This window comes from Mycobacterium sp. 852014-50255_SCH5639931 (assembly GCF_001665605.1).
Taxonomy (GTDB): Bacteria; Actinomycetota; Actinomycetes; order Mycobacteriales; family Mycobacteriaceae; genus Mycobacterium; species Mycobacterium paraffinicum.
The window spans coordinates 32,774-57,905 of the sequence record NZ_LZSV01000016.1 but is presented as its reverse complement, the minus strand read 5'-3'; the positions used below and the strand labels follow the sequence as shown (position 1 = coordinate 57,905).

At 67.2% G+C, this 25,132-nt stretch carries 21 protein-coding genes and 1 tRNA gene; 17 read left to right on the top strand and 5 right to left on the bottom strand.

Features of this window, described 5'->3' with window-relative positions:
* Positions 1-93: 93 nt before the first annotated feature.
* From A5758_RS08080 to A5758_RS08035, 10 genes are all read left to right on the top strand, one after another.
* Complete coding sequence (locus A5758_RS08080) at positions 94-837, top strand: CoA transferase subunit A (RefSeq protein ID WP_067738720.1); 744 nt, start codon at positions 94-96, stop codon at positions 835-837.
* On the top strand, positions 837-1,487 hold the full coding sequence (locus A5758_RS08075; protein WP_067211604.1) for a 3-oxoacid CoA-transferase subunit B: 651 nt from the start codon (positions 837-839) through the stop codon (positions 1,485-1,487). The genes A5758_RS08080 and A5758_RS08075 overlap by 1 nt, the downstream gene beginning before the upstream one ends.
* 11 nt (positions 1,488-1,498) lie before the next feature.
* Complete coding sequence (locus A5758_RS08070) at positions 1,499-3,070, top strand: carboxyl transferase domain-containing protein (RefSeq protein ID WP_067738717.1); 1,572 nt, start codon at positions 1,499-1,501, stop codon at positions 3,068-3,070.
* A 5-nt stretch (positions 3,071-3,075) separates the two neighbouring features.
* Positions 3,076-5,082 carry an acetyl/propionyl/methylcrotonyl-CoA carboxylase subunit alpha gene (locus tag A5758_RS08065; RefSeq protein ID WP_067739398.1) on the top strand — a complete coding sequence of 669 codons (2,007 nt, stop codon included), beginning with the start codon at positions 3,076-3,078 and terminating at the stop codon, positions 5,080-5,082.
* Entirely contained in the window at positions 5,079-6,245 is a 1,167-nt protein-coding gene (locus A5758_RS08060) for an acyl-CoA dehydrogenase family protein (protein ID WP_067211447.1), read from the top strand. Before A5758_RS08065 ends, A5758_RS08060 begins: the two co-directional genes overlap by 4 nt.
* On the top strand, positions 6,242-6,739 hold the full coding sequence (locus A5758_RS08055) for a MaoC family dehydratase (protein WP_067738714.1): 498 nt from the start codon (positions 6,242-6,244) through the stop codon (positions 6,737-6,739). Before A5758_RS08060 ends, A5758_RS08055 begins: the two co-directional genes overlap by 4 nt.
* Complete coding sequence (locus A5758_RS08050) at positions 6,736-7,557, top strand: CoA ester lyase (protein WP_067211454.1); 822 nt, start codon at positions 6,736-6,738, stop codon at positions 7,555-7,557. The genes A5758_RS08055 and A5758_RS08050 overlap by 4 nt, the downstream gene beginning before the upstream one ends.
* A 205-nt stretch (positions 7,558-7,762) precedes the next feature.
* Positions 7,763-8,863 (top strand): pyruvate dehydrogenase (acetyl-transferring) E1 component subunit alpha, encoded by a 1,101-nt coding sequence (pdhA, locus tag A5758_RS08045; protein WP_067738708.1) that lies wholly within the window; start codon positions 7,763-7,765, stop codon positions 8,861-8,863.
* Positions 8,864-9,913 carry a 3-methyl-2-oxobutanoate dehydrogenase subunit beta gene (gene bkdB, locus A5758_RS08040; protein WP_067738704.1) on the top strand — a complete coding sequence of 350 codons (1,050 nt, stop codon included), beginning with the start codon at positions 8,864-8,866 and terminating at the stop codon, positions 9,911-9,913.
* Positions 9,910-11,073 (top strand): dihydrolipoamide acetyltransferase family protein, encoded by a 1,164-nt coding sequence (locus A5758_RS08035; RefSeq protein ID WP_067738701.1) that lies wholly within the window; start codon positions 9,910-9,912, stop codon positions 11,071-11,073. Before bkdB ends, A5758_RS08035 begins: the two co-directional genes overlap by 4 nt.
* A gap of 4 nt (positions 11,074-11,077) precedes the next feature.
* Here A5758_RS08035 and A5758_RS25665 read toward each other — a convergent pair whose 3' ends face one another.
* From A5758_RS25665 to A5758_RS08025, 3 genes are all read right to left on the bottom strand, one after another.
* A complete protein-coding gene (locus A5758_RS25665) occupies positions 11,078-11,362 on the bottom strand; it encodes a hypothetical protein (protein ID WP_156622545.1) in 285 nt (94 codons plus the stop codon).
* A 102-nt stretch (positions 11,363-11,464) separates the two neighbouring features.
* Positions 11,465-12,235 carry an enoyl-CoA hydratase gene (locus tag A5758_RS08030; RefSeq protein ID WP_067738697.1) on the bottom strand — a complete coding sequence of 257 codons (771 nt, stop codon included), beginning with the start codon at positions 12,233-12,235 and terminating at the stop codon, positions 11,465-11,467.
* A gap of 408 nt (positions 12,236-12,643) precedes the next feature.
* On the bottom strand, positions 12,644-13,090 hold the full coding sequence (locus A5758_RS08025; protein ID WP_067211611.1) for a hypothetical protein: 447 nt from the start codon (positions 13,088-13,090) through the stop codon (positions 12,644-12,646).
* A gap of 624 nt (positions 13,091-13,714) precedes the next feature.
* Here A5758_RS08025 and A5758_RS08015 point away from each other — a divergent pair.
* The 3 genes from A5758_RS08015 (at position 13,715) to A5758_RS08005 (ending at position 17,166) form a co-directional block, all read left to right on the top strand.
* The gene (locus tag A5758_RS08015) at positions 13,715-14,407 is read left to right on the top strand and encodes a type 1 glutamine amidotransferase domain-containing protein (protein WP_067738693.1); all 693 of its coding nucleotides are present in this window, start codon (positions 13,715-13,717) and stop codon (positions 14,405-14,407) included.
* A gap of 120 nt (positions 14,408-14,527) precedes the next feature.
* Entirely contained in the window at positions 14,528-15,991 is a 1,464-nt protein-coding gene (locus tag A5758_RS08010) for a biotin carboxylase (protein WP_067739394.1), read from the top strand.
* On the top strand, positions 15,988-17,166 hold the full coding sequence (locus A5758_RS08005) for a serine hydrolase domain-containing protein (RefSeq protein WP_067738692.1): 1,179 nt from the start codon (positions 15,988-15,990) through the stop codon (positions 17,164-17,166). The genes A5758_RS08010 and A5758_RS08005 overlap by 4 nt, the downstream gene beginning before the upstream one ends.
* 15 nt (positions 17,167-17,181) lie before the next feature.
* Here A5758_RS08005 and A5758_RS26505 read toward each other — a convergent pair whose 3' ends face one another.
* Positions 17,182-17,742: a hypothetical protein gene (locus A5758_RS26505; protein ID WP_067738690.1), complete on the bottom strand. Its 561-nt coding sequence runs from the start codon at positions 17,740-17,742 to the stop codon at positions 17,182-17,184.
* Between the two features lie 161 nt (positions 17,743-17,903).
* Positions 17,904-17,977: transfer RNA gene (locus tag A5758_RS07995), tRNA-Arg, on the bottom strand.
* A gap of 187 nt (positions 17,978-18,164) precedes the next feature.
* Between A5758_RS07995 and A5758_RS07990 the strand changes: the two genes are divergently transcribed.
* The 4 genes from A5758_RS07990 (at position 18,165) to A5758_RS07975 (ending at position 25,119) form a co-directional block, all read left to right on the top strand.
* Positions 18,165-19,412, top strand: coding sequence for an alpha/beta hydrolase (locus A5758_RS07990; RefSeq protein ID WP_067738687.1), 1,248 nt, complete (start codon positions 18,165-18,167; stop codon positions 19,410-19,412).
* A gap of 150 nt (positions 19,413-19,562) precedes the next feature.
* A complete protein-coding gene (locus A5758_RS07985; RefSeq protein ID WP_067738684.1) occupies positions 19,563-21,032 on the top strand; it encodes a wax ester/triacylglycerol synthase family O-acyltransferase in 1,470 nt (489 codons plus the stop codon).
* Complete coding sequence (locus A5758_RS07980; protein WP_067738681.1) at positions 21,029-22,771, top strand: HAD-IB family hydrolase/lysophospholipid acyltransferase family protein; 1,743 nt, start codon at positions 21,029-21,031, stop codon at positions 22,769-22,771. Before A5758_RS07985 ends, A5758_RS07980 begins: the two co-directional genes overlap by 4 nt.
* Positions 22,768-25,119, top strand: a complete 2,352-nt coding sequence (locus A5758_RS07975; protein WP_067211491.1) for a glycerol-3-phosphate 1-O-acyltransferase — start codon at positions 22,768-22,770, stop codon at positions 25,117-25,119. Before A5758_RS07980 ends, A5758_RS07975 begins: the two co-directional genes overlap by 4 nt.
* Positions 25,120-25,132: the final 13 nt, after the last annotated feature.

The window sequence follows — 25,132 nt, the reverse complement described above, 5'->3', positions numbered from 1 at the left end:
TGGACCAGCGGGATCGACGATGGTATTGTCGCCCTGAGTTAATGAGGATTAACTCAAAACGCCCCGCCCGACGGCAAGGAGGCTGCTGCGGCGATGGACAAGGTGGTGGCGACGGCCGCTGAGGCGGTTGCCGACATAACCGACGGGTCGTCCCTGGCGGTCGGAGGCTTCGGGTTCTGTGGCATCCCCGAGGCATTGATCGCCGCGCTGGTGGCCACCGGGGTGCGTGACTTGGAGACGGTGTCCAACAACTGCGGCGGAAACGGTGTCGGGCTGGTGCACCTGTTGGTGCACAAGCGGATTCGCCGTGCTGTCGCCTCCTACGTCGGTGACAATAAGGAGTTCGCCCGCCAGTTCCTCGCCGGTGAGCTCGAGGTGGAACTCACCCCACAGGGCACGCTGGCGGAGCGACTGCGTGCCGGTGGCATGGGGATTCCGGCCTTCTATACCCCGGCGGGGGTGGGTACTCCCGTCGCCGACGGTGGGCTCCCGTGGCGCTACGACGCCTCGGGCGCGGTGGCCGTCATGTCGCCGCCCAAGGAAACCCGCGATTTCGACGGTGTCACCTACGTTCTGGAGCGGGCGATCCGCACGGACTTCGCGCTGGTGCACGCCTGGAAGGGCGACCGGCACGGCAACCTCGTCTACCACCGCGCCGCCGCCAACTTCAACCCCGACTGCGCGCAGGCCGGCAGGATCACCATCGCCGAGGTGGAACACCTCGTCGAGCCGGGAGAGATCGACCCCGCTACGGTGCACACCCCCGGCGTCTTCGTGCAACGAGTCGTGCATGCGCCCGACCCCGTCAAGCCGATCGAGAAGCTGACGGTGCGCTGATGCCATGGAGCAGAGAGGGTTTGGCCGCGCGGGTGGCCGCCGAACTGGAGGACGGTCAATACGTCAACCTCGGCATCGGGATGCCCACCCTGGTCCCCAACCACATCCCAGCCGGCGTCACCGTGGTCGTGCATTCGGAGAACGGCATCCTGGGCGTGGGACCTTATCCCCGGCCCGAGGACGTCGACGCGGACCTGATCAACGCGGGGAAGGAGACGGTCACCACGTTGTCCGGCGCGTCCTTCTTCGGTTCCTCGACCTCGTTCGGGATCATTCGCGGTGCACACCTAGACGTCGCCGTGCTTGGAGCGATGCAGGTCTCGGCCACCGGCGACCTCGCCAACTGGATGATTCCCGGGAAGATGGTAAAGGGCATGGGCGGTGCGATGGACCTGGTCCACGGCGCCCGCAAGGTGATCGCGATGATGGAGCACACCGCGCGCGACGGCAGCCCGAAAATCGTTGAGCGGTGCGCGCTTCCGCTGACGGGCGCGGGCTGTGTCGACCGTATCATCACCGACCTGGCCGTCATTGATGTCCGTGACGACGGTTTGCACTTGGTCGAGACGGCGCCGGGCGTCTCGACCGACGAGGTGATCGACAAGACCGAACCGCCGCTTGTGCTGGCGACAACCGGGAGGCATTCGTGAGTTCATCCGTGATGACCGCTCCATCGTTCGCCGATGAGCACCGCCGGTTGGTCGGCGAGTTGAACGCCAGGCTGGCGGCCGCGGCACTGGGCGGCAACGAGCGCGCGCGGGAGCGCCACGTCAGCCGCGGCAAGCTGCTGCCGCGCGAACGGGTGGATCGACTGCTCGACCCGGGCAGCCCGTTCTTGGAGCTCGCCCCACTGGCCGCCAACGGCATGTACGACGACGAGTCCCCGGGGGCTGGCATCATCATCGGGATCGGCCGGGTGTCGGGGCGCGAGTGTGTGATCGTCGCCAACGACGCCACGGTCAAGGGCGGCACCTACTACCCGATGACGGTCAAAAAGCACCTGCGCGCACAGGAAGTCGCGCTGCAGAATCGCTTGCCCTGCATCTACCTGGTGGACTCCGGCGGCGCCTTCCTGCCGCGCCAGGACGAGGTGTTTCCCGACCGCGAGCACTTCGGCCGAATCTTTTACAACCAGGCGACCATGAGCGCCGAGGAAATCCCGCAGGTGGCCGCCGTCCTCGGATCGTGCACGGCGGGCGGCGCTTATGTGCCGGCCATGAGCGACGAGGCCGTCATCGTCCGCGAACAGGGCACCATCTTTCTCGGCGGTCCGCCGTTGGTGAAGGCTGCGACGGGTGAGATCGTCTCGGCCGAGGACCTCGGCGGCGGCGACCTGCACTCGCGCGTCTCCGGGGTCACCGACCACCTTGCCGACGACGACGAGCACGCGTTGCGGATCGTCCGCGCCATCGCGGCCACTTTCGGTCCGCGCGTACCCAGCCAATGGGACGTCCAGCCCGTGGTCGACCCCAAGCACGCGCAGAGCGAGCTCTACGAGGTGGTGCCGCCGGATCCGCGCGTGCCCTACGACGTGCACGAGGTCATCGTGCGCCTGGTCGACGGCAGCGAATTCAGCGAATTCAAGGCCAACTACGGCAAGACGCTGGTGACCGCCTTCGCGCGCATCCACGGCCATCCCGTCGGCATCATCGCCAACAACGGCGTGCTGTTCAGCGAATCCGCTTTGAAGGGCGCCCATTTCATCGAGCTGTGCGACAAGCGCAAGATTCCGCTGCTGTTTCTGCAGAACATCGCCGGGTTCATGGTGGGCCGCGACTACGAGGCCGGCGGCATCGCCAAGCACGGCGCCAAGATGGTCACCGCCGTGGCCTGTGCCCGGGTGCCCAAGCTGACCGTCGTGATCGGCGGATCGTATGGGGCGGGCAACTATTCGATGTGTGGACGGGCGTACTCCCCGCGCTTCCTGTGGATGTGGCCCAATGCGCGCATCTCGGTCATGGGCGGCGAGCAGGCCGCCTCGGTGTTGGCCACGGTGCGCGGTGAGCAACTCGCCGCGGCCGGCAAACCGTGGCCGCCCGACGAGGAAGAGGCGTTCAAGGCGCCGATCCGCGCGCAATACGAGGACCAGGGCAACCCGTACTACTCGACCGCGCGCCTGTGGGACGACGGCATCATCGACCCGGCCGACACCCGAACGGTTGTCGGGCTGGCGCTTTCGGTATGTGCCCACGCCCCGTTGGAGCCGGTCTCCTACGGCGTCTTCCGGATGTGATGACCATGTTTGAAACCGTATTGGTAGCCAACCGCGGCGAGATCGCCGTCCGGGTAATGCGGACCCTGCGCCGGCTGGGCATCCGGTCGGTGGCGGTGTACAGCGACCCCGACGCCACCGCCCGTCATGTCCTGGAGGCCGACACGGCCGTGCGCCTGGGTCCCGCCGCGGCCCGCGAGAGCTACCTCGACATCGGCAAGGTGCTCGATGCGGCGGCACGCACCGGAGCTCAGGCTATCCATCCCGGCTACGGATTTCTCTCCGAGAACGCCGAATTCGCCGCATCCTGCGAGCGTGCCGGCGTGGTGTTCCTGGGTCCGCCGGCACGGGCAATCCAGGTGATGGGCGACAAGATCACCGCTAAGAACGCGGTCGCCGCCTTCGACGTGCCGGTGGTGCCCGGTGTGGCCAAGCCCGGACTGAGCGACGACGAGTTGGTCGCGGCCGCCGAAGAAGTCGGATATCCGGTGTTGATCAAGCCCTCGGCGGGCGGCGGCGGCAAGGGCATGCGCCTGGTGGACGACCCGAACCGGCTGCGCGATGCCCTGCTGGGCGCCCGGCGGGAGGCCGCCTCGTCGTTCGGCGACGACACCCTGTTTCTCGAGCGATTCGTATTGCGCCCCAGGCATATCGAAGTGCAGGTTCTCGCCGATACCCACGGTAACGTGGTGCACCTCGGCGAGCGTGAGTGCAGCCTGCAACGCCGCCACCAGAAGGTGATCGAAGAGGCGCCCTCGCCGTTGCTCGATCCGCAGACACGCGCCCGCATCGGGGCGGCTGCCTGCAACACCGCCCGCAGTGTCGATTACGTCGGCGCGGGCACGGTGGAGTTCATTGTGTCCGCCGACCGGCCCGACGAATTCTTCTTCATGGAGATGAACACCCGGCTTCAGGTGGAACATCCGGTCACCGAAGCGATTACCGGCCTGGACCTGGTGGAGTGGCAGCTCCGGGTGGCCGCGGGCGAGAAGCTGGGGTTCGCGCAGGACGACATCGAATTGCGGGGCCACGCGATCGAGGCCCGGGTGTACGCCGAGGATCCCGCGCGGGGATTCCTCCCCACCGGCGGCCGGGTCCTGCACGTCGCCGAACCCTCCGGCGCCGGCGTGCGGGTCGACTCCTCACTGCTGGCGGGCACGCAGGTCGGCAGCGACTACGACCCGATGCTGAGCAAGGTGATCGCCCACGGGGAGGACCGCGACGAAGCGCTCGCGAAACTCGACGGGGCGCTGGCGCGGACCGCGATCCTGGGTGTGCAGACCAACATCGAATTCCTCCGGTTCCTGCTCGCCGACGAGCGAGTGCAGGCCGGTGACCTGGACACGGCGCTGCTGGACGAGCGCGTGGCCGACTTCGCGCCGCTGCCGGCGCCCGACGACGTACTCGCCGCCGGAGGCCTCTACCGCCAGTGGGCACTGGACCGTCGTGCCGCGGGCAACCCGTGGGCGGCGCCGACCGGATGGCGGGTCGGGGGCGCGCCGGCACCCGTACGCACCGAAATGCAGACCCCGCTGCGCAGCGAGACCGTGTCGGTATGGGGACCGCCGAACGACGCCCGGGTACAGGTCGGTGTGGGTGAGATCCATTCCGCGAGCGCGCAAGTCGAGGGCGCGCGGATGGACGTCACGCTGGACGGGGTGCGCCGCGAATACCGATGGGCGGAGGCTGACCGTCACCTGTGGATTGGCGACGAGCGGGGAGCGTGGCACCTGCGCGAGGCCGAGGAACACAAGATCCACCGCGCCGCCGGTGCGCAGCAGGCCGAGATCGTCAGCCCCATGCCCGGCAGTGTGATCGCGGTCCAGGCCGCCTCCGGCGCCGAGGTAGCCGAGGGCGACGTGGTGGTGGTCGTGGAGGCGATGAAGATGGAACACTCGCTCTCCGCGCCGGTTTCGGGACGGGTGGAGCTCTTGGTGTCTGTCGGCGATCAGGTCACCGTTGACCAGGTGCTGGCCCGACTGGTTCCCGAAGAGCCTGAAGCAGCAGCCGATTCGAGTAAGGACGAAACATGACGACATCGATTACCGCGGGAACGCTACCCAAGGAATACCAGGATCTTCGCGACACGGTGGCCGAGTTCGCGCGCACCGTCGTCGCCCCCGTATCGGCCAAACACGATGAAGAGCACAGCTTTCCGTACGAGGTCGTCGCCAAGATGGGCGAGATGGGGTTGTTCGGCCTGCCGTTCCCAGAGGAATACGGCGGCATGGGCGGTGACTACTTCGCGCTATCGCTGGCGCTCGAGGAACTCGGCAAGGTCGACCAGTCGGTGGCGATCACGCTGGAGGCCGGCGTCAGCCTCGGTGCAATGCCGATCTACCGCTTCGGCTCCGAGGAACAGAAGGCTAGCTGGCTGCCGGACCTGACGGCCGGCCGGGCCCTGGCCGCCTTCGGGCTCACCGAGCCGGGCGCCGGTTCCGACGCGGGCGCCACCCGGACCACGGCCCGGCTCGACGGCGGCGAGTGGGTGATCAACGGCAGCAAGCAATTCATCACCAATTCCGGTACCGACATCACGAAGCTGGTCACCGTCACCGCGGTCACCGGCACTGTTGCCGATGGCAAAAAGGAGATCTCGACGATCATCGTGCCTAACGGCACCCCGGGATTCACCGTCGAGCCGGTCTACAGCAAGGTCGGCTGGAACGCCTCGGACACCCACCCGCTGAGCTTCGCCGACGCGCGCGTCCCGGAGGAGAACCTGCTGGGCCCCCGCGGCACCGGCTACGCGAACTTCCTGTCCATTCTGGACGAGGGCCGCATCGCGATCGCCGCGCTGTCGACCGGAGCCGCGCAGGGCTGCGTCGACGAGAGCGTCAAGTACGCCAAGGAACGCCAGTCCTTCGGGCAGCCGATAGGCTCGTATCAGGCGATCAGCTTCAAGATCGCGCGGATGGAAGCACGGGCTCATGTCGCGCGGACGGCCTACTACGATGCGGCCGCAAAGATGTTGGCCGGCAAGCCGTTCAAGAAGGAGGCGGCCATCGCGAAGATGATCGCGTCGGAAGCGGCAATGGACAACGCGCGCGACGCCACGCAAATCCACGGCGGGTACGGCTTCATGAACGAGTATCCGGTGGCGCGTCACTACCGCGACAGCAAGATCCTCGAAATCGGTGAGGGGACCACCGAGGTCCAGCTGATGCTCATCGCTCGATCGCTGGGGCTGTCATGACCGAAGCTAGGTCAATCATCCAGCGGGGCTTGTGGTTCGAGGAATTCGAGATCGGCACGACGTATCTGCACCGGCCCGGCCGTACCATCACCGAGGCCGACAACGTCTTGTTCACCACGCTGACCATGAACACCCAGTCGCTGCACCTCGACGCGGCGTGGGCCGCCGAGCAGCCCGGCTTTCGCGGCGAGCGGCTGGTGAACTCGATGTTCACCCTGTCCACGCTGGTCGGACTGTCGGTCTCGCAGCTGACGCTGGGCACCATCGTCGCGAACCTCGGATTCTCCGAGGTCTTGTTCCCCAAGCCGGTCTTCCACGGTGACACCCTGTACGCAGAGACCGTGTGCACCGCTAAGCGGGAGTCGAAGAGCCGGCCCGGCGAAGGGATCGTCACCCTCGAGCACACCGGGCGCAACCAGCACGGCGACATAGTCGCACGAGCCGCGCGCACAACTCTGGTCCAGAAACGCCCGAGCGGCGAGGAGGCCGAGTGAACCTGCAAGCCGCCGGCCCGGGTTGGCTGTTCTGCCCTGCGGACCGGCCCGAGCGGTTCGCGAAGGCCGCCGCCGCGGCCGACGTGGTGATCCTCGACCTCGAGGACGGCGTGGCCGAAGCGGACAAGCCCGCCGCGCGCAAGGCGCTGCGGGAGACCCTGCTGGATCCCGAGCGCACTGTGGTGCGCATCAACGCGGCCGGCACCGAGGAGCACGGCCGCGACCTGGACGCCCTGGCCGAGACCCCCTACACGACGGTGATGCTCTCCAAGACCGAATCGGCCGCGCAGGTGTCGGCGCTGGCGCCGCGTGATGTCATCGCGCTGATCGAGACGCCCCGCGGTGCGGTCTTCAGCACCGAGATCGCCGCCGCCGAGGGGACCGTCGCAATGATGTGGGGCGCCGAGGATCTCGTCGCGGCCCTCGGGGGCAGCTCCAGCCGCCTGGCCGACGGCACCTACCGGGACTTCGCCCGCCACGTCCGATCCACGGTCCTGCTGGCGGCGTCCACCTTCGGCCGGGTCGCGCTCGACGCGGTGCATCTGGACATCCGCGACATCGACGGTTTACGCGCGGAAGCCAACGACGCCGTCGCGGTGGGGTTCCACGGGACAGTCTGCATCCACCCAACCCAGATTCCGGTGGTGCGCGATGCCTACCGCCCCAGCGAGGAGAAAGTCGACTGGGCCCGAAGGGTATTGGAGGCGGCGCGGACCGAGCGCGGCGTCTTCGCGTTCGAGGGACAGATGGTGGACTCGCCTGTGCTCAAGCATGCGGAAATGCTGGTGCGCCGGGCGGAGCAGTCCGCCGCGGGGTGACCGTCGAAAGCCGCCCGGCCCGCGTCGCCGCCGGGGGCGCGACACGTGCGCGATCACCGCGGTCTCTTCTCATTTGAGCGCATAATGGTGAGTACGCCAGTGTCGCGGCGAGCGGAGCCTTTCGTGTAGCTGGCGATCGGCTTCGGCTTCGCGGTTGGTCCCGGCTGAGACTGTGACCCCTGCGGCACCGAGGTAGGGAGACGGTATGGCGACGGTGCCCCAACTGCCGATGAGCGTCGACCTTGAGCCGGTGCAACTCGTCGCCGCGGATGGGACACCGACGCCCGAACCCCGCTATGGCCGTGACCTTCCCGCGGAGACACTGTGCTGGCTCTACGAGATGATGGTGGTCACCCGCGAGCTGGACACCGAGTTCATCAACCTTAAGCGCCAGGGAGAGTTGGCGTTGTTCGCGTCGTGCCGCGGTCAGGAAGCCGCCCAGGTGGGCGCGGCGGCCTGTCTGCGCAAGACGGACTGGTTGTTTCCGCAATACCGTGAGCTTGGCGTCTATCTGGTGCGCGGTATCCCGCCCGGGCACGTCGGCGCGGTGTGGCGTGGAACCTGGCATGGCGGACTGGAATTCACTAAGAAGTGCTGCGCCCCGACCGCGATCCCTATCGGCACCCAGACCCTGCACGCCGTCGGGGCGGCGATGGCCGCGCAACGCCTCGGCGAGGATTCGGTGACGGTGGCCTTCCTCGGCGACGGCGCGACCAGCGTGGGCGACGTGCATGAGGCGCTGAACTTCGCGGCCGTGTTCGCCACGCCGTGCGTGTTCTTCGTGCAGAACAACCAATGGGCGATCTCGGTGCCGATTCACAAACAGACCGCGGCACCATCCATCGCGCACAAGGCAATCGGCTACGGCATGCCCGGGATCCGGGTGGACGGCAACGACGTGTTGGCCTGCTACGCGGTGATGGCCGAGGCCGCGGCCCGCGCCCGGGCCGGCGGTGGCCCGACCCTGATCGAGGCGGTCACCTACCGGCTCGGCCCGCACACCACCTCGGATGATCCCAGCCGCTACCGGACCCAGGAGGAGGTGGACCGCTGGTCGGCGCTCGACCCCATCCCGCGCTACCGCACCTACCTGCAGGACCAGGGATTGTGGTCGAACCGCCTGGAGGACCGCGTCGCTGCCCGCTCCAAGCGGATGCGCGCCGAACTGCGCGACGCGGTGTTCGGCGCAGACGATTTCGACATCGACGAGGTGTTCACGACGGTATACGCCGAGATCACGCCCGGGCTGCACGCCCAACGCCAAGCGCTCCGGGCCGAACTCGACCGAAGCGATGGGGAGGCCTGAATGACTCAGCTTGCTGATCGCCCGGCGAGTCCCGACGACACCCTCACCGCCACAAGGGAGAACGCCGGAGCGCAGTCGCTGACCATGGTGCAGGCGCTCAACCGTGCCCTGCATGACGCGATGGCCGCCGACGACCGGGTGCTGGTATTCGGCGAAGACGTCTCGGTCGCGGGTGGGGTGTTCCGGGTAACCGAAGGGCTGGCCCAAACGTTCGGCGAGCAGCGATGTTTCGACACGCCGCTGGCAGAGTCCGCCATCATCGGGATCGCGGTGGGACTGGCACTACGCGGCTTCGTGCCGGTGCCGGAAATTCAGTTCGACGGCTTTTCCTACCCGGCCTTCGATCAGGTGGTCAGCCATCTGGCGAAATACCGCACCCGCACCCGCGGCGAGATCAACATGCCGGTGACTGTGCGGATCCCGTCCTTCGGCGGAATCGGTGCCGCCGAACATCATTCGGATTCCACCGAATCGTATTGGGCGCATACCGCGGGCCTGAAGGTGGTGGTTCCGTCAAACCCGGCCGACGCGTATTGGCTGCTTCGCCATGCCATCTCTTGCCCGGACCCGGTGATGTATCTCGAGCCGAAGCGCCGCTATCAGGTCCGCGGCACCGTCGACACCGAGCGGCCCGAACCGCCGATCGGCCGGGCGGCGGTGCGCCGGCCCGGCTCCGACGTCACTGTGGTGACCTACGGCAGCTTGGTCAGCACCGCGGTCGGCGCCGCGGAAGAGGCGCAGCGGCAACGTGGTTGGAGCCTGGAGGTAATTGACCTGCGGTCACTGGTCCCGTTGGACTTCGATACGGTGGCGGCGTCAATTCATCGGACGGGACGTTGTGTGGTGATGCACGAGGGGCCGCGCAGCCTGGGATACGGCGCCGGGTTGGCCGCCCGGATCCAAGAGGAATTGTTCTACGAACTGGAAGCGCCGGTGTTGCGCGCCTGCGGGTTTGACACTCCGTACCCGCCCGCGCGACTGGAGCGATTGTGGCTACCGGGGCCCGACCGGCTGCTGGACTGCGTCGAGCGTGCGTTGGGGCAGCCGTGAGCGCCGACGGGCGGGTCAAGTCGTTCCGGGTTCCCGACCTCGGTGAGGGATTACAGGAAGTGACGGTGACGCACTGGAATGTCGCCGCGGGCGACGATGTCGAGCTCAACCAGGTGCTTTGCTCCGTCGAGACCGCCAAGGCGGAGGTGGAACTGCCCAGCCCGTATGGGGGCCGCATCGTCGAAACCCACGGCGGCGAAGGCGATGTGCTCCCGGTGGGCGCGGTGCTGGTCCGCATCGACACCGCACCGCTGAACGGCGACATCCCCGCGCCCTCCGGGCAGCTGCCCACGTTGGTCGGTTACGGCGCGGACGCCGACATCGATGTCAGCCGGCGGAGCAGCCGCCCACGCGCGGCCCCGCCAACCCGCAAATTGGCCAAGGAGCTGATGGTCGACCTGCGCTCGCTGCAGCGCGATCCCGCCGACATCATCACCCGCGCGGACGTGCTGGCGGCGGCTGACCAAAACGGGGCCGACGTTCGACCGGTCCGAGGCGTGCACGCCCGGATGGCCGACAAAATGACGGCGTCGCACCGGGAGATCCCCGCGGCCAAGGTCAGCGTCGCAGTTGACTGTACCGAGTTGTTGAGGCTGTCCGACCTGGCGTCGGCAGAGCAGAGGATCACGCCGTTCGTCCTGACAATGCGAATGCTGGTAATTGCGCTGCGCCACAACGAGATTCTCAACTCAGCGTGGGTCGACTCGCCCGAGGGCCCGCAGATTCGCATCAATCATCAAGTGCACCTGGGATTCGGAGTGGCCACCCCACGCGGGCTCCTGGTTCCCGTGATCACCGACGCGCACACCATGACCACCCGCCAACTGGCCGCTCGGGCAGCCGAATTGATCACCGGCGCGCGCGAAGGCACGCTCACGCCGGGGGAGTTGCGTGGCTCCACCTTCACCGTGTCGAACTTCGGGGCACTGGGTGCCGACGACGGCGTGCCGGTGATCAACCATCCCGAAGCGGCCATCCTGGGGATGGGGTCGATCAAGCCGCGCCCGCTGGCCGTCGGTGATCAGGTCTTGGTGCGCCCGACGATGACCCTGACCTGCGTGTTCGACCACCGCGTCGCCGACGGCGCCCAGGCCGCCCGGTTCGTCACCGAGCTGAGGGACTTGGTCGAGTCGCCCGCGACCGCGTTGCTCGACCTGTAAAAGCTCAGGGGTGCGGCGGTACGGGGCACCAGAACAGGCCGCAGTTGAAATTGGGCTCGCGCGAAGGAGGCGGGGGTGGGTAGTTCGGCGGGTTATCGGTGTCCCAGCACTGATTCCAGTACTTGTTCTCGCCCCATGCCGGGTTCCACGGTTGATTGGGGCACCAGTAGGCCTGCGGCGCAGGGCTTGGCTGGGCGTGGGCGGTGCCGGCAGCCAGTGCGAATCCGGCCGTGGCGAGTCCGCTGGAAAGCACAGCCCCGGCGGCGATGCGGGTGAGGGTGATGTTCACGCAACGTGTCCTTTGTCCATGCGCGAGGTCGGTTGGCGTCGTCGCAGCAAGCACACAACGTTTGCTCTGCTACCGATCCCAACCTGCTAGCCCATGATTGCACTACCGTCGCTGCGCCGCAGCCAGTCGCTGGGCAAATTCCGGCGACTGGATGGAGTAGGCCTGCGGGCCGAGCTCGGTGCGCATGGCGAAGACGTGTTGCTCGTGGTCCAGCGATCCCGGGCTGACGGTGGCGCGCATGGTGGCCTTCGTCGCCAGCACGACCTCGCGCGGGGCGGCCGCGGGCCCCGCGGCGAGCTCCAGCGCTGCGGCGACCGGATCGTCGGCGACGGAGAGCGCCAAGCCGTGGCGCACGGCGGCCTCAGCGTCGAAACGCATGCCGAAGAGCAGGGCCGCGCGGGCCACCTGCGGGCCCACCGACCGCTGCAGCATCCAGGTCGCACCACCGCCGGGATGCAGCCCGAGCTTCTGGAACCGGGCGTCGAACAGCGCCGCCGGACCGGCGATGCGCACGTCGGCCGCCAGTGCGAGATTCAGACCCGCGCCGACGGCCGCGCCGTTGACCGCGGCGATGGTGGGCAGCCGGCAACTGCCGACGGCCATGAAGCCGTCGTAGAGCTGCTGCAGACCCGTCTCGGCCTTGTCGCCGCCCGCGGCGCCGAGCGCGCTGAGGTCCGCGCCGGCGCAGAACGCTTTGCCGGCGCCGGTGACCACCAGGGCGTGTACGTCGGGATCGGCCTCGGCCCGCTCCACGGCGGCGCGCAGGCGCCCCGACATGTCGGCGGTCACCGCGTTGCGCCGGTCGGGGTCGTTGACGGTGATGAGTGCGACGCGTTTGTCGACGGTGAACAAGACGAGGTCGGATTGGGCCATCGGGCACCTCCGCGGCTTGGGTTTGTCGGGTCCGGGCGACGCACGATGCTGTGCCGTCGGCTGCGACTCCGGGGCAGGGTAAGGGTACTGCGCGACCTGCTTGCGGATGGCAACCGGTGTGAGCGCGGTCGCCGCGAGTTTCGCCCGATAGGCACCAGCGGGAACCCTTTAATGCCTTCGCATTCGGTCTTGACCGGCAGGGGATTCGCTTCCCCTCAGGACGCGAACGCTATTGGAGGTCGGCTACGGGCATTTCCAAAGAATGGTTGTGAAAAGGCGAATACGTTTGCCACTGGGCGCTCGAGCGACGCTCGAAAAGGTGCCGAGACACGGCACGTCGTTTAATGACGGGGATGTGATTCAGGACCGAAAATGCGCGACCGCGCTTGACCCGACGCCCAAGGAGCATCACGCATTGAGCCTGGAGCCTTGACTCGTTTGCTCACCCGCATCGGGTCTAGCCAACCTCTTCGCCAGCTGATCGAGCGCCGCTTGGCGCCGTCTGACGGCACCCGCTCGTTGATCCCGCTGCGTTCCTTGGATCACCGTGCTTGGCAACGCGTCGTAGCGCAGCCTCGTATTCGCATAGTGGATTGCCGCATCGATCATTTCGATGTAACGCTCCGCTTCGTCCACGGCGCACGTGCCCTCGATGCGCTGGACCTCATCCCAACAGGGATAGGAGGAGTACCGGGCATCGAGCCGTTGCTGCGAAACCTGGGCGCCGAAGTAGCCGCGCCAGTCTCGGCTTAGCCACCCCCGTGTCTTGACCTCAACTTTGATCCTGTTCCCCAGCCCGGCTACGAACTTGGGTTCTCCAACTCGCACCACCGGTTGCCAGTCGTCCGACGTCACATCGACCACCCCTCGAATAGAGACGCCCTAAGTCATAATCCCCCGACCAGCGTCATCTGCTCGCACGACACGCTAATTGTCGTTCCCTAACGGTCTATTTGGCAAACGTTTGGCGACCGGCGGCAACGCAGCACTTGTTGAGAGGCTTTAACACCGTTGTGTCCTGCGGCGCAGCGACGGTGCGCGAGGGCACCAAGGAGCCTTTGAGAATCCGCCAAGGCCTACCGCTGATGCTGGTACCGGGCCGCAGAGAGCGCCCACGCAAGGCGCCGACGGCAGGAGCACTCAATGCGAATCGTGGCGGAGCAGAAGACAGCAGACAAGAAAGTCGGTTACGTTCGCCTGGCGATAGTCACTGCCGTAATCGCCGGTCTGATCGTGCTCGGTCTGTGTCTGATCTCCGCGAACAGGCCCGCCGCGGGTCACCCTTGTTCCATGCGGAATGTGACCACGAAGGACGCGACCGGCCACACGGTTTCGTGCGACCGGACGACCGCAAGTGCGCGTGACCTCGTCTGGCAGGTCGCACCGGCATCGTAGTGGCGGTTCGCGGTTGCACGCGGGGCACGGGATGGGCGACGCTTGGGCGGGTCGATCCGGTACACGCTAACGAGGGGAAGCGCGATGGCGAAGGTTTTGTTCGTCGTGACCGGAGCAAGTTACTGGACGCTCGCCGACGGCACGAGGCATCCGACAGGCTATTGGGCGGAGGAGTTCGCCGCCCCGTACCGCGAGCTCACCAACGCCGGTCACCAGGTCGTGGTGGCCGCCCCCAAAGGCGTTGTGCCGCATGTGGATGTGATGAGCCTGCGTCCGTCGATGGCCGGTAGCGAAGAGATCGCCCAAGAGCTGGAGGAGATCCTGCGCTCCGCTGAGGAATTGCGCCGCCCAATCGAGTTGGCCAATGCCCAACTCGAGGACTACGACGCCGTCTACTACCCGGGCGGGCACGGCCCGATGGAGGACCTGTGGCAGGACGCGGACTCGGGTCGGCTCCTGATCGCGGCGCTCACTTCCGGCAAGCCGCTGGCCATTGTCTGCCACGCACCGGTCGCCATGATGGCTACTCGGCGAAACGGGGTTTCACCGTTCGCCGGCTACAAGGTCACGGCCTTCACCAACGACGAGGAGGACGCCGTCGGGCTGCGGGAAAGGGCGCGATGGACCGCCGAGGACGAGCTGGTGAAGATGGGCGTCGACTTCTCGCGCGGCGAACTCTGGAAGCCCTACACGATGAGAGACCGCAACCTCTTCACGGGCCAGAACCCCGCCTCCGCTGGGCCTCTGGCGAAGGAGTTCATGAAGGAACTCCGTTAAGGGAGTGCCGCAGGCCATGCGGGTTCACACTTGTGCAATGAACATGTGTGACTGCATTGCCGACGCGCTGAGCCCGGCGCCCCTGCCCCTGGCGTCGACGTCAGCACGGGTGGCGTGAACATGGCCGAGCCGGAGCCGCGCCGCCCGTTGAAGGGCCTCTCGGACATACGCGCGTTCTTTCACACCAACAAGGTGCCGCTGTACTTCATCTCGCCGACCCCGTTCAACCTGTTGGGCGTTGACCGCTGGATACGAAACTTCTTCTACCTGACCTACTTTGACTCTTTCGAGGGCACACACTCGCGCGTGTTCGTGCCGCGGCGACGCGACCGCCGCGATTTCGACTCGATGGACGAGGTGTGCAGCCATCTCCTGTCCGACCCCGAGACGCTGGAGTTCATCGCCGGTAAAGGTCCCGGCGGCAAGTGCTGCTTTGTGATGATGAACGAGGAAATCCAGGCCCTCGCGCGGTCCGCGGGCCTCGAGGTCATGCATCCGCCGATCGAGCTGCGCAATCGCCTGGGCTCCAAGATCGTCATGACGCGCCTGGCCAGCGAGGCGGGGGTGCCGAGCGTGCCAAATACGATTGGGCGGGCCGGCTCCTACGACGAACTGATGGCGCTCGCACAAAACGCCGGCTTGGGAGACGATCTCGTCATCTCGATCGCGTATGGCAATGCCGGCAGCGGGACGTTCTTTGTGCACGGTCAGCGCGACTGGGACGAGCACGCCGGTGACCTGTTCGGGCAGGACCTCAAAGTCATGAAGCGGATCCGCAATGTGGAGGTGTGCCTCGAGGGGGCCGTGACCCGCCACGGCACTGTGGTCGGCCCCGCGATGACCAGTCTCGTCGGTTATTCGGAGCTGACTCCGAGCCGGGGCAGCTGGTGTGGCAATGACATCTGGCACGAGGTGCTGCCGCCCGCCCAGACGCGTGCCGCGCGAGAAATGGTGACAAAGCTGGGCGACGTCATGCGCCGCGAGGGTTACCTCGGTTACTTCGAGGTGGACCTGCTGCACGACCTCGACTCCGACGAGCTCTACCTCGGCGAGGTGAATCCGCGCCTGAGTGGCGCGAGTCCGATGACGAACTTGACCACCGAGGCCTACGCCGACATGCCGCTGTTCCTCTTTCACCTGCTCGAGTACATGGACGTGGAGTACGAGCTCGACATCGACGAGATCAACTCCCGCTGGGAGCGCGGCTACGGCGAAGACGAGGTTTGGGGCCAGGTGATACTCACCGAGACCTCGCCGGATATCGAGATCTTCACCGCGACGCCACGCACCGGGGTATGGCGTATCGACGACGACGGTCGGGTCTCCTTTTCGCGGACCGCCAACGACTGGGCCACGCTGCTCGACGGCTCCGAGGCCTTTTACATGCGGGTCGCGGCACCCGGCGACTTGCGTTCCGAGGGCGCCCAACTCGGCGTGCTCGTCACCCGCGCACACCTGCAGACGGACGACTATCAGCTCAGCGAGCGCTGCCAGCGCTGGGTCAAGGGTATGAAGGCGAAGTTCACCTCAACGCCCCTGACGCCCGCCGCGCCGATCGTCTCGCGACTCGTCGCGCGCGCGTGAGCCGGCCGGCCGGCATCGCACTGCACAACTGGCTGTCGCCGCCCTACTCGCGGTGGTCCTTCCAGCATGTCGAAGACATGGTGCCGACCGCGGTAATCCCCCGGGGGGCCGGGCCGGTCGCGCGCCTGCCCGCCGCCCGCGCTCCCGTGGCCGAAATTCCGGTGACCAACACCAACGGGACTGCCGCCACCGTCGGCGCGGTAATGGCCGCCACCGTCACCGACGGGTGGGCCGTCGCCCACCGCGGCTCGACGGTGGCCGAGGAGTACCTGGACGGCATGACGGCCACGACCCGGCACCTGCTGTTCTCGGTGAGCAAGTCGATGGTGGCGGCGGTGGCAGGCGGGTTGCACGGCTCCGGTGCGATCGATCTTGACGCGCCGGTCACGAGATACGTTCCCGCCCTGGCCAATTGCGGCTACGCCGGTGCGACGGTGCGCCACCTGCTGGACATGAGGTCGGGCATCGCCTTCTCCGAAAATTACGACGACCCGGCCGCCGAGATCCACCGTCTCGACCAGGCGATGGGGTGGGCACCCAAGAGCGGCCCGGACGTCCCTGCCACGCTGCACGACTTCCTGCTGACCCTGCGGCAGAAGTCGGCTCACGGCGGACCGTTCGAATACCGCTCGTGTGAAACGGACGTCCTCGGCTGGATCTGCGAGGTCGCTGCCGGCCAGCGGATGCCCGAGTTGATGTCGAAACTGCTGTGGAGCCGGATCGGCGCCCAACGCGACGCCACCATTGCCGTCGACCCGGTCGGTACCGGGTTTTGCGATGGCGGCGTCAGCGCCTGTCTGACCGACATGATCCGGTTTGGGTCGCTGTTCCTGCGCGACGGTGTCTCACTGACCGGGCAGCAGGTGATGCCGGCGGCGTGGATCGCCGACACCCTCGACGGCGATGCCGACTCCCGTCAGGCGTTCGCCGCCAGCCCCGACCACGACACCGACCTGCCCGGCGGGATGTACCGAAATCAGATGTGGTTCCCCTACCCGGGCAACAACGTGGTGCTGTCCCTGGGCATGTGCGGCCAGATGATCTACGTCAACCGCGCCGCGGAGATGGTGGCCGCCAAGGTGTCCACCCAGCCGCACTCCCATGAGCCGCACATGCTGGACACGCTGCGCGCGTTCGATGCGGTGGCGCACGAACTGGCTGGAGTCTCCGGTTAGTGCCTGGTGCCCGCGTCAGGTGTGGACGATCCAGCCGGCTTCGGTGTAGGGAGCGTGTTGCGCGGGATCGTTGATCGTGATGTACAGGTCGCCTCCCGTCGGCATACCGAAGCCGACGAATCCATGTGCGGTCTGCCCGTCGTGAAGGCCGCCCGATTGCAGCGGGGGCATCTTGTCGAGCCTCTGGTAGTCGACCGCAAACGTTGCCGGCTGGGGCGCATCGTCGGGATGGGTCCATGGCTGACTGCCGCCGCCGTATCGGGCGAATATGTAGTTCTGGTCGAACTGGAAGAACCGGTGGGACGTACCGGTGATAGTCACTTCCACCACACTGCATGCGGAGCCATACGTCGGATTCGCAAAATGAGAGGTGCACCCCGGCGGTAACCACGTTGCACTGTCGACAGTGATGTCGGCGGTCGCGCCGCCGGCCGCCCGCGCATGCACGGGCACGCCCATCTGACCGATCGGGAACGGTGGATTCTCGGACGTGGGGTCAGCCGAACCGGTGGGACACGAGCATGCGGCAATGGCCACGGCGGCCGCAGCTGCAGGAATCACAGATTCCGCGCGCACCCCGGGTGGTTACCCGCAGCGCTGTCGCACGCAAACCCATCACTCATCACCGCCCTCACGGCGGTGTACCGCGCCCGGCCACGCTCAACGCCCTCATCAAGTGGAGTGTCAAGGATCAACCGAAACCGGGTGTAAAGCATCAGCCGAAACACACCAGATAGTGCCCCCGGCACGACTCGAACGTGCGACCTAGGGATTAGAAGGCCCTTGCTCTATCCACCTGAGCTACGGAGGCAATGTGCAGGTCAGTCTATTCCAACGGCGTGTCGCGAGACGACTCGCCGCCGCGACGCGCGCGAAAAGCGTTCCCGCGCCGCGGTTATCGGCTATGGTTGGGACCCTCGACACACGTACAACACCGGCCGGTAATCGGCCGTTTACCGCAACGAGGCGTGTGCAGATCGTCGAGGGGTGGCGTTGCTATGAGCGTGACCACGCACCTGACTTCACGGTGCTCTTGGGCTGGTACCCAGGCAGCACGCCTGGCGGCCGACGCGATGGATGCCTACCGGGCCGGCACCCTTTTGCTGCGGGGGTCGCCATTGGCGCTGGGCTGCCTCGTGGGCTGGCTTTCGACGGAGTTTCCACCGCACGTCGTGACCGGGCACGCGTTGTCGCGGGTTGCGCACCCGTCCATCGGCCGCGTCGGCACATCCTGGGCGGCGCAGCGGGCGGATAGGGCGCTGACCGCCGCGCTCGAGGAGTCGTTCGGTCCGGACTTCCGCGAGCAGGTGTGCCACCCGACCAGCATCAAGCCGGTCTGCGCGCCGCGCAGCGGCATGTTGAACAGGCCAGGGCCGCATCGCCGGTACGCGGCGCAGACGTCAAACATCTCCTACGGTCCGGGTGGGCGCGACAACCTGCTCGACATCTGGCGCCGCCATGACCTGGCGCCGGGGCGGCGGGCGCCGGTGCTGATCCAGGTCCCCGGCGGGGCGTGGACGGTCGGCGACAAACGAGTGCAGGCCTACACGCTGATGAGCCGCATGGCCGAACTCGGCTGGATCTGCGTCTCGATCAACTACTGCAAGAGCCCACGTTCGACGTTTCCCGCGCACCTCATCGACGTTAAGAGGGCGATCGCGTGGGTCCGCCAAAACATCGCCGACTACGGGGGTGATCCCGACTTCATCGCGATCACCGGCGGCTCGGCCGGCGGACACCTGGCCTCCCTGGCCGCGCTCACCCCGAACGACCCGGCGTTCCAACCCGGATTCGAAGGCGCCGACACGACGGTTCAGGCCGTCGCGCCCTATTACGGCGTTTACGACTTCACCGATTTCGAGAACATGCACGACTTGATGGTGCCGTTCCTCGAGCAGTTCGTCGTGAAGGCCCGCTACGCCGACAAGCCCGAGCGGTTCAGGGCGGCGTCACCGGTTACCTACGTGCACAGCGACGCGCCGCCCTTCTTCGTGCTGCACGGCGAGAAGGACGAGTTGGTTCCCAGTGGCCAGGCCCGGGGCTTCTGCGCGGCGTTGCGCGCGACCGGCGCTGCCACGGTGGCCCACGCGGAGCTCGCCAATGCGCACCACGCGTTCGACATCCTCTCCACGGTTCGATCACGGCTGGCCGCCGACGCCGTCGCCGATTTCTTGGGCGTCATCTATGGCCGGCGCGTCAACTCCCTGCTGGACTTGGACCAGCTGGCAGCCACGTCGGCCAGCTGAGCCCGGGCCCTCGGTCACCGGCGCCGCGGTCCGGCCGCTCCTTTCACCAGCGCGGCAACCCGACTAGCGTTGTGTTGGCTATGGGGTTGGCGGGGCCGAGGCAGGAGGCTTGATCGACGGTGACAGGGCTGGCGCGTCGGGCGGAGGACCATGACTGAGTCCGTCGAGGTCGTGAAATTGTCCGACCAACTTGGACCGGTCGACTATCTGATGCATCGTGGTGAAGCGAATCCCCGGACTCGGTCGGGGATCATGGCGCTGGAACTTCTCGACACCACGCCGGACTGGGATGAGTTCCTGACCCGATTCGAGAACGCTTCCCGACGGGTGTTACGGCTGCGCCAGAAGGTTGTCGTGCCGACCCTGCCGACCGCGTCGCCGCGCTGGGTGGTGGATCCCGATTTCAACCTCGAGTTCCACGTGCGCCGGATGCGGGTGGCCGAACCCGGCACACTGCGCGACGTCTTCAACCTCGCCGAGGTGATCCTGCAGTCGCCCATGGACATTTCCCGTCCGCTGTGGACGGCCACCCTGGTGGAGGGTCTGGCCGACGGCAAAGCCGCCACGCTGCTGCACGTCAGCCACGCGGTCACCGACGGCGTCGGCGGTGTGCAGATGTTCGCGGAAATCTACGACCTGGAGCGCGATCCGCCTTCCAAGCCGACGCCCCCGCTGCCCATCCCGCAGGACCTCACGCCCAATGACCTGATGCGGCAAGGCATTAACCACCTGCCCACCGCCGTGGTCGGCGGTGTCGTGAGTGCGGTGGCCGGTGCGGTGTCGGCGGCCGGACGGGCCGTCCTGGAACCGGGGTCCACCGTGTCCGGGATCGTGGGCTATGCCATGTCCGGGATGCGGGTGCTGAACCGGTCAGCCGAGCCGTCTCCGCTGCTGCGGCGCCGCAGCCTGGCCACCCGCACCGAGGCGATCGACATCCCGCTCTCCGACCTGCACCGGGCGGCCAAGGCCGGCGGCGGATCGATCAACGACGCCTACCTCGCCGGCTTGTGCGGCGCCCTGCGGCGCTACCACGAGGCGCTCGGCGTGCCGATCGGCACGCTGCCGATGGCGGTGCCGGTGAGCCTGCGGGCCGAGGCCGACACGGCGGGCGGCAACCGGTTCACCGGGGTCAACCTGGCCGCGCCCGTGGGTACCGTCGACCCGGTTTCGCGGATGAAGAAGATCCGCGCGCAGATGACGCAGCGCCGCGACGAGCCCGCGATGAACATCATCGGTTCGGTCGCACCACTGCTCAGCGTCCTGCCGACCGCGGTGCTTGAGGGGCTCACCGGCTCGGTGATCGGCTCCGACGTGCAGGCCAGCAACGTCCCGGTGTACCCCGGAGACACCTACATCGCCGGCGCAAAGGTGTTGCGGCAGTACGGGATCGGTCCGTTACCGGGGGTGGCGATGATGGTGGTGTTGATCTCGCGGGGCGGGTGGTGCACCATCACCGTGCGCTATGACAGGGCGTCGGTGCGCAACGAGCCACTGTTCGCTCAATGCCTGCTGGAGGGCTTCGACGAAATTCTGGCGCTGGCCGGCGAGGGGGCACCCCACGCGGTGCCCGCCTCGTTCACCGAACCGGCGACTTCGGCACGGGCGGTGTCGGGCTCATGAGCGCCGCCAAGGACCAGGGAGACGAGCGCGGAGCGGCCGGGTCGGACATGCGCTTGCCGGGCTCGGTCGCCGAAATCATGGCCAGCCCACCGGGTCCGAAGATCGGGGCGTTCTTCGACCTCGACGGGACGCTGGTGGCCGGCTTCACGGCGGTGATTCTCACCCAGGAGCGACTGCTGCGCCGTGACATGGGCGTGGGTGAGCTGCTCGGCATGGTCCAGGCCGGCCTGAGCCACACGCTCGGGCGCATCGAGTTCGAGGACCTCATCGGCAAGGCCGCCGCCGCGTTGGCCGGCCGCCTGCTGGACGACCTGGAGGAGATCGGCGAGCGGCTGTTCGTGCAGCGGATCGAGTCGCGGATCTACCCGGAGATGCGCGAGCTGGTGCGGGCGCACGTGGCTCGCGGGCATACCGTGGTGCTGAGCTCGTCGGCGCTGACCATCCAGGTCAACCCGGTGGCGCGGTTCCTGGGCATCTCGAACATGCTCACCAACAAGTTCGAGACCACGGAAGACGGAATACTCACTGGCGGTGTGCAGAAGCCGATCCTGTGGGGTCCCGGCAAAGCTGCTGCGGTGCAACGGTTTGCCGCCGAGAACGGCATCGACCTGAAGGACAGCTACTTCTACGCCGACGGGGACGAGGACGTCGCCCTGATGTACCTGGTCGGCAACCCGCGCCCAACCAATCCCGAGGGCAAGATGGCCGCCGTGGCCAAACGCCGAGGCTGGCCGATCCTGCGGTTCAGCAGCCGCGGTCCGGTGGGCCTGCGCCGGCAGATCCGCACCCTCGCCGGGTTCGGCTCGATGTTCCCCGTCGCCGCCGGCGCCGTGGGCATCGGCGTGCTGACCCGCAACCGGCGGCGCGGGGTCAACTTCTTCACCTCGACCTTCTCGCAGCTGTCGCTGGCGATCGCCGGGGTGCAGCTCAACGTCATCGGTCAGGAGAACCTGACCGCGCAGCGACCGGCGGTGTTCATCTTCAATCACCGCAACCAGGTTGACCCGGTCATCGCCGGCGCGCTGGTGCGCGACAATTGGATCGGCGTGGGCAAGAAGGAGCTGAAGAAAGACCCGATCATGGGCACGCTCGGCAAGCTGCTCGACGGCGTCTTCATCGACCGGGACGACCCCGTCGCCGCGGTGGAGACGATGCACGAGATCGAAGACCGGGCGCGGAGGGGACTGTCGATCGTGATCGCGCCGGAAGGCACCCGCGTCGACACCACCGAAGTCGGGCCCTTCAAGAAGGGGCCGTTCCGCCTGGCCATGGCGGCCGGCATCCCGATCGTCCCGATCGTGATCCGCAACGCGGAAATCGTCGCCGCCCGCAACTCCACCGTAGTCAATCCCGGTACCGTGGATATCGCCGTCTTTCCGCCGATCTCGGTGCAGGACTGGACCGTCGAGAACCTCTCGGAGCGCATCGCCGAGGTTCGCCAGCTGTATCTGGACACGCTGGCCAACTGGCCGATCGACGAGCTGCCCCAGGTCGGTATATATGCCGAGAACAAGGCGGCGAAGAAGGCGAAGGCCCCCGCGAAAAAAACTGCGGCTAAGGCCGTCTCGAAAGCACCGGCGAAGAAGGCCGCGCCGAAGAAGGCCGCCTCGAAAGCCAAGCCCGCCAAGGCGAATCCCCATGAATCCCAGGCCGCCCTCAAAGACGGTGAGGCACACGGGCCCGCCGAGTCCGCCGCCGGCGCGGAGCCGCCGGAATCCGCGCCCGAAGGGCGGCCGTGACCGAAGCGGCCGCGGATACCACCGCGGTCCTCACCGGCCAAGACTCGCTGGTGTTGGCGTCCATGGCCTCGCCGGTAGAGCGGGAACTGATGACGGCCTGGATGGCTCAACAGCGCGCGGATAAGCCCGAGGCGACATTCGACGTGCTGGAACTCCCGCCGCCCACCGCGGCCCGCGACGCGCTGACCGCGTTGATCGAGCAGCTCGAGGCAGGCGGCGGCGACGACCGTTCCATCGTCCCGGTGCGGGTGTTCTGGCTGCCCCCACCGGATCGCGGCAGAATCGCCAAGCTGGCCGGCCTGCTACCGGGGCGAGATCCCTACCACCCCAACGAACGTCGGCAACTGCAGATCATGCGCAACGCTCCCCAGCGGGCGCGGGTGGTGGCCGGCGAACCCGCGAAAGTTTCCGAACTGCGCGAGCAGTGGCGCGACATCACCGTTGGCGAGAATGAAAGCGACTTCGCCCGATTCGTCATCCGGCGCGCGCTGCTGGCGCTGGAACGCGTCGAGTATCGGATCCTGGGGCCGCAGTACAAGTCTCCGCGCCTGGTAAAGCCGGAGATCTTGGAGTCCAGCCGATTTCGTGCCGGGCTCAAGAAGATCCCCGGCGCGACCGTCGACGAAGCGGGTGAGATGCTCGACGAACTCTCCACCGGCTGGAGCCGGGTGTCCGTCGACCTCGTTTCCGTCCTGGGCAGGATGCTGAGCCGCGGATTCGATCCGGAGATCGACTACGACGGATATCAGGTCGCGGCGATGCGCGCCGCCCTGGAGACCCATCCGGCGGTGCTGCTGTTCTCGCATCGCTCCTACATCGACGGCGCGGTGGTGCCGGTGGCGATGCAGGAGAATCGGCTGCCGCCCGTGCATGTGTTCGCCGGCATCAACCTGTCGTTCGGCGCGATGGGCCCGTTGCTGCGCCGGTCCGGTGTCATCTTCATTCGCCGCAACATCGGCGAAAACCCGCTCTACAAATATGTTCTCCGCGAATACGTCGGGTACATCGTCGAAAAGCGGTTCAACCTGAGTTGGTCCATCGAGGGCACGCGCTCGCGCACGGGCAAGATGTTGCCGCCAAAGCTCGGCCTGCTGGCCTACGTCGCGGACGCGTACCTGGACGGCCGCAGTGAAGACATCCTGCTGCAGCCGGTGTCCATCAGCTTCGACCAGTTGCACGAGATCGCCGAGTACGCGGCCTACGCCCGCGGCGGGGAGAAGACGCCCGAAGGCGTTGGCTGGCTGTACAACTTCATCAGGGCGCAGGGCGAACGCAACTACGGCAAGATCTACGTCCGCTTCCCGGAGGCCGTTTCGATGCGCCAGTACCTGGGCCCGACGCACGGCACGCTGACTCACGACCAGGACGCCAAACGGCTTGCGCTGCAGAAGATGTCGTTCGAGGTCGCGTGGCGGATACTGCAGGCGACACCCGTGACGGCGACGGGCCTGGTGTGCGCGTTGCTGCTCACCACTCGCGGCGCGGCGTTGACGCTCGATCAGCTGCACCACACCCTGCAGGACTCGCTCGACTATCTGGAACGCAAACAGAACCCGATGTCGACGAGTGCGCTGCGGCTGCGCTCGCGCGCCGGTGTTCGAGCGGCGGTCGACGCGTTGTCCAACGGGCACCCGATCACCCGGGTCGACGGTGGCCGGGAACCGGTGTGGCACATCGCCCCCGACGAGCAACACGCGGCCGCGTTTTACCGCAACTCGCTGATCCATGCCTTCCTGGAGACCTCGATCGTCGAATTGGCGCTGGCGCATGCCCGGCACGCCGAGGGCGACCGGATGCGCGCCTTCTGGGAACAGGCGATGCGGCTGCGCGACCTGCTCAAGTTCGACTTCTACTTCGCGGACTCGGCGGCGTTCCGGGACAACATCGCCGAAGAGCTGGCTTGGCACGACGATTGGGAAGCCCACGTCAGCGCCGGCGGCGAGGAGATCGACGCGCTGCTGTTCGCCAAGCGTCCGCTGATGGCGGACGCGATGCTGAGGGTGTTCTTCGAGGCCTACGAGATCGTCGCCGACGTGCTGCGGGATGCGCCGGCCGACGTCGGCCAGAAGGACCTCACCGAGTCGGCGCTCGGCGTAGGCCGCCAATACGTGGCGCAAACCCGGGTCCGCAGCAGCGAATCGGTGTCGACGCTGTTGTTCGCCACGGCCTATCAGGTCGTCGTCGACCAGGATCTCATCGCGCCCGCGCCGGACCTCGCCGAACGTCGGGCCGCTTTTCGGGGGGAGCTGCGGGACATTCTGCGGGATTCGGATTACGTCGGGCGGATAGCGCGCGGCCAGTTCGTCGCCCGCGAGGTCAAGGCACGTCGGGAGCGCCTGGCTCGGTAGTCCCCGGTAGGGG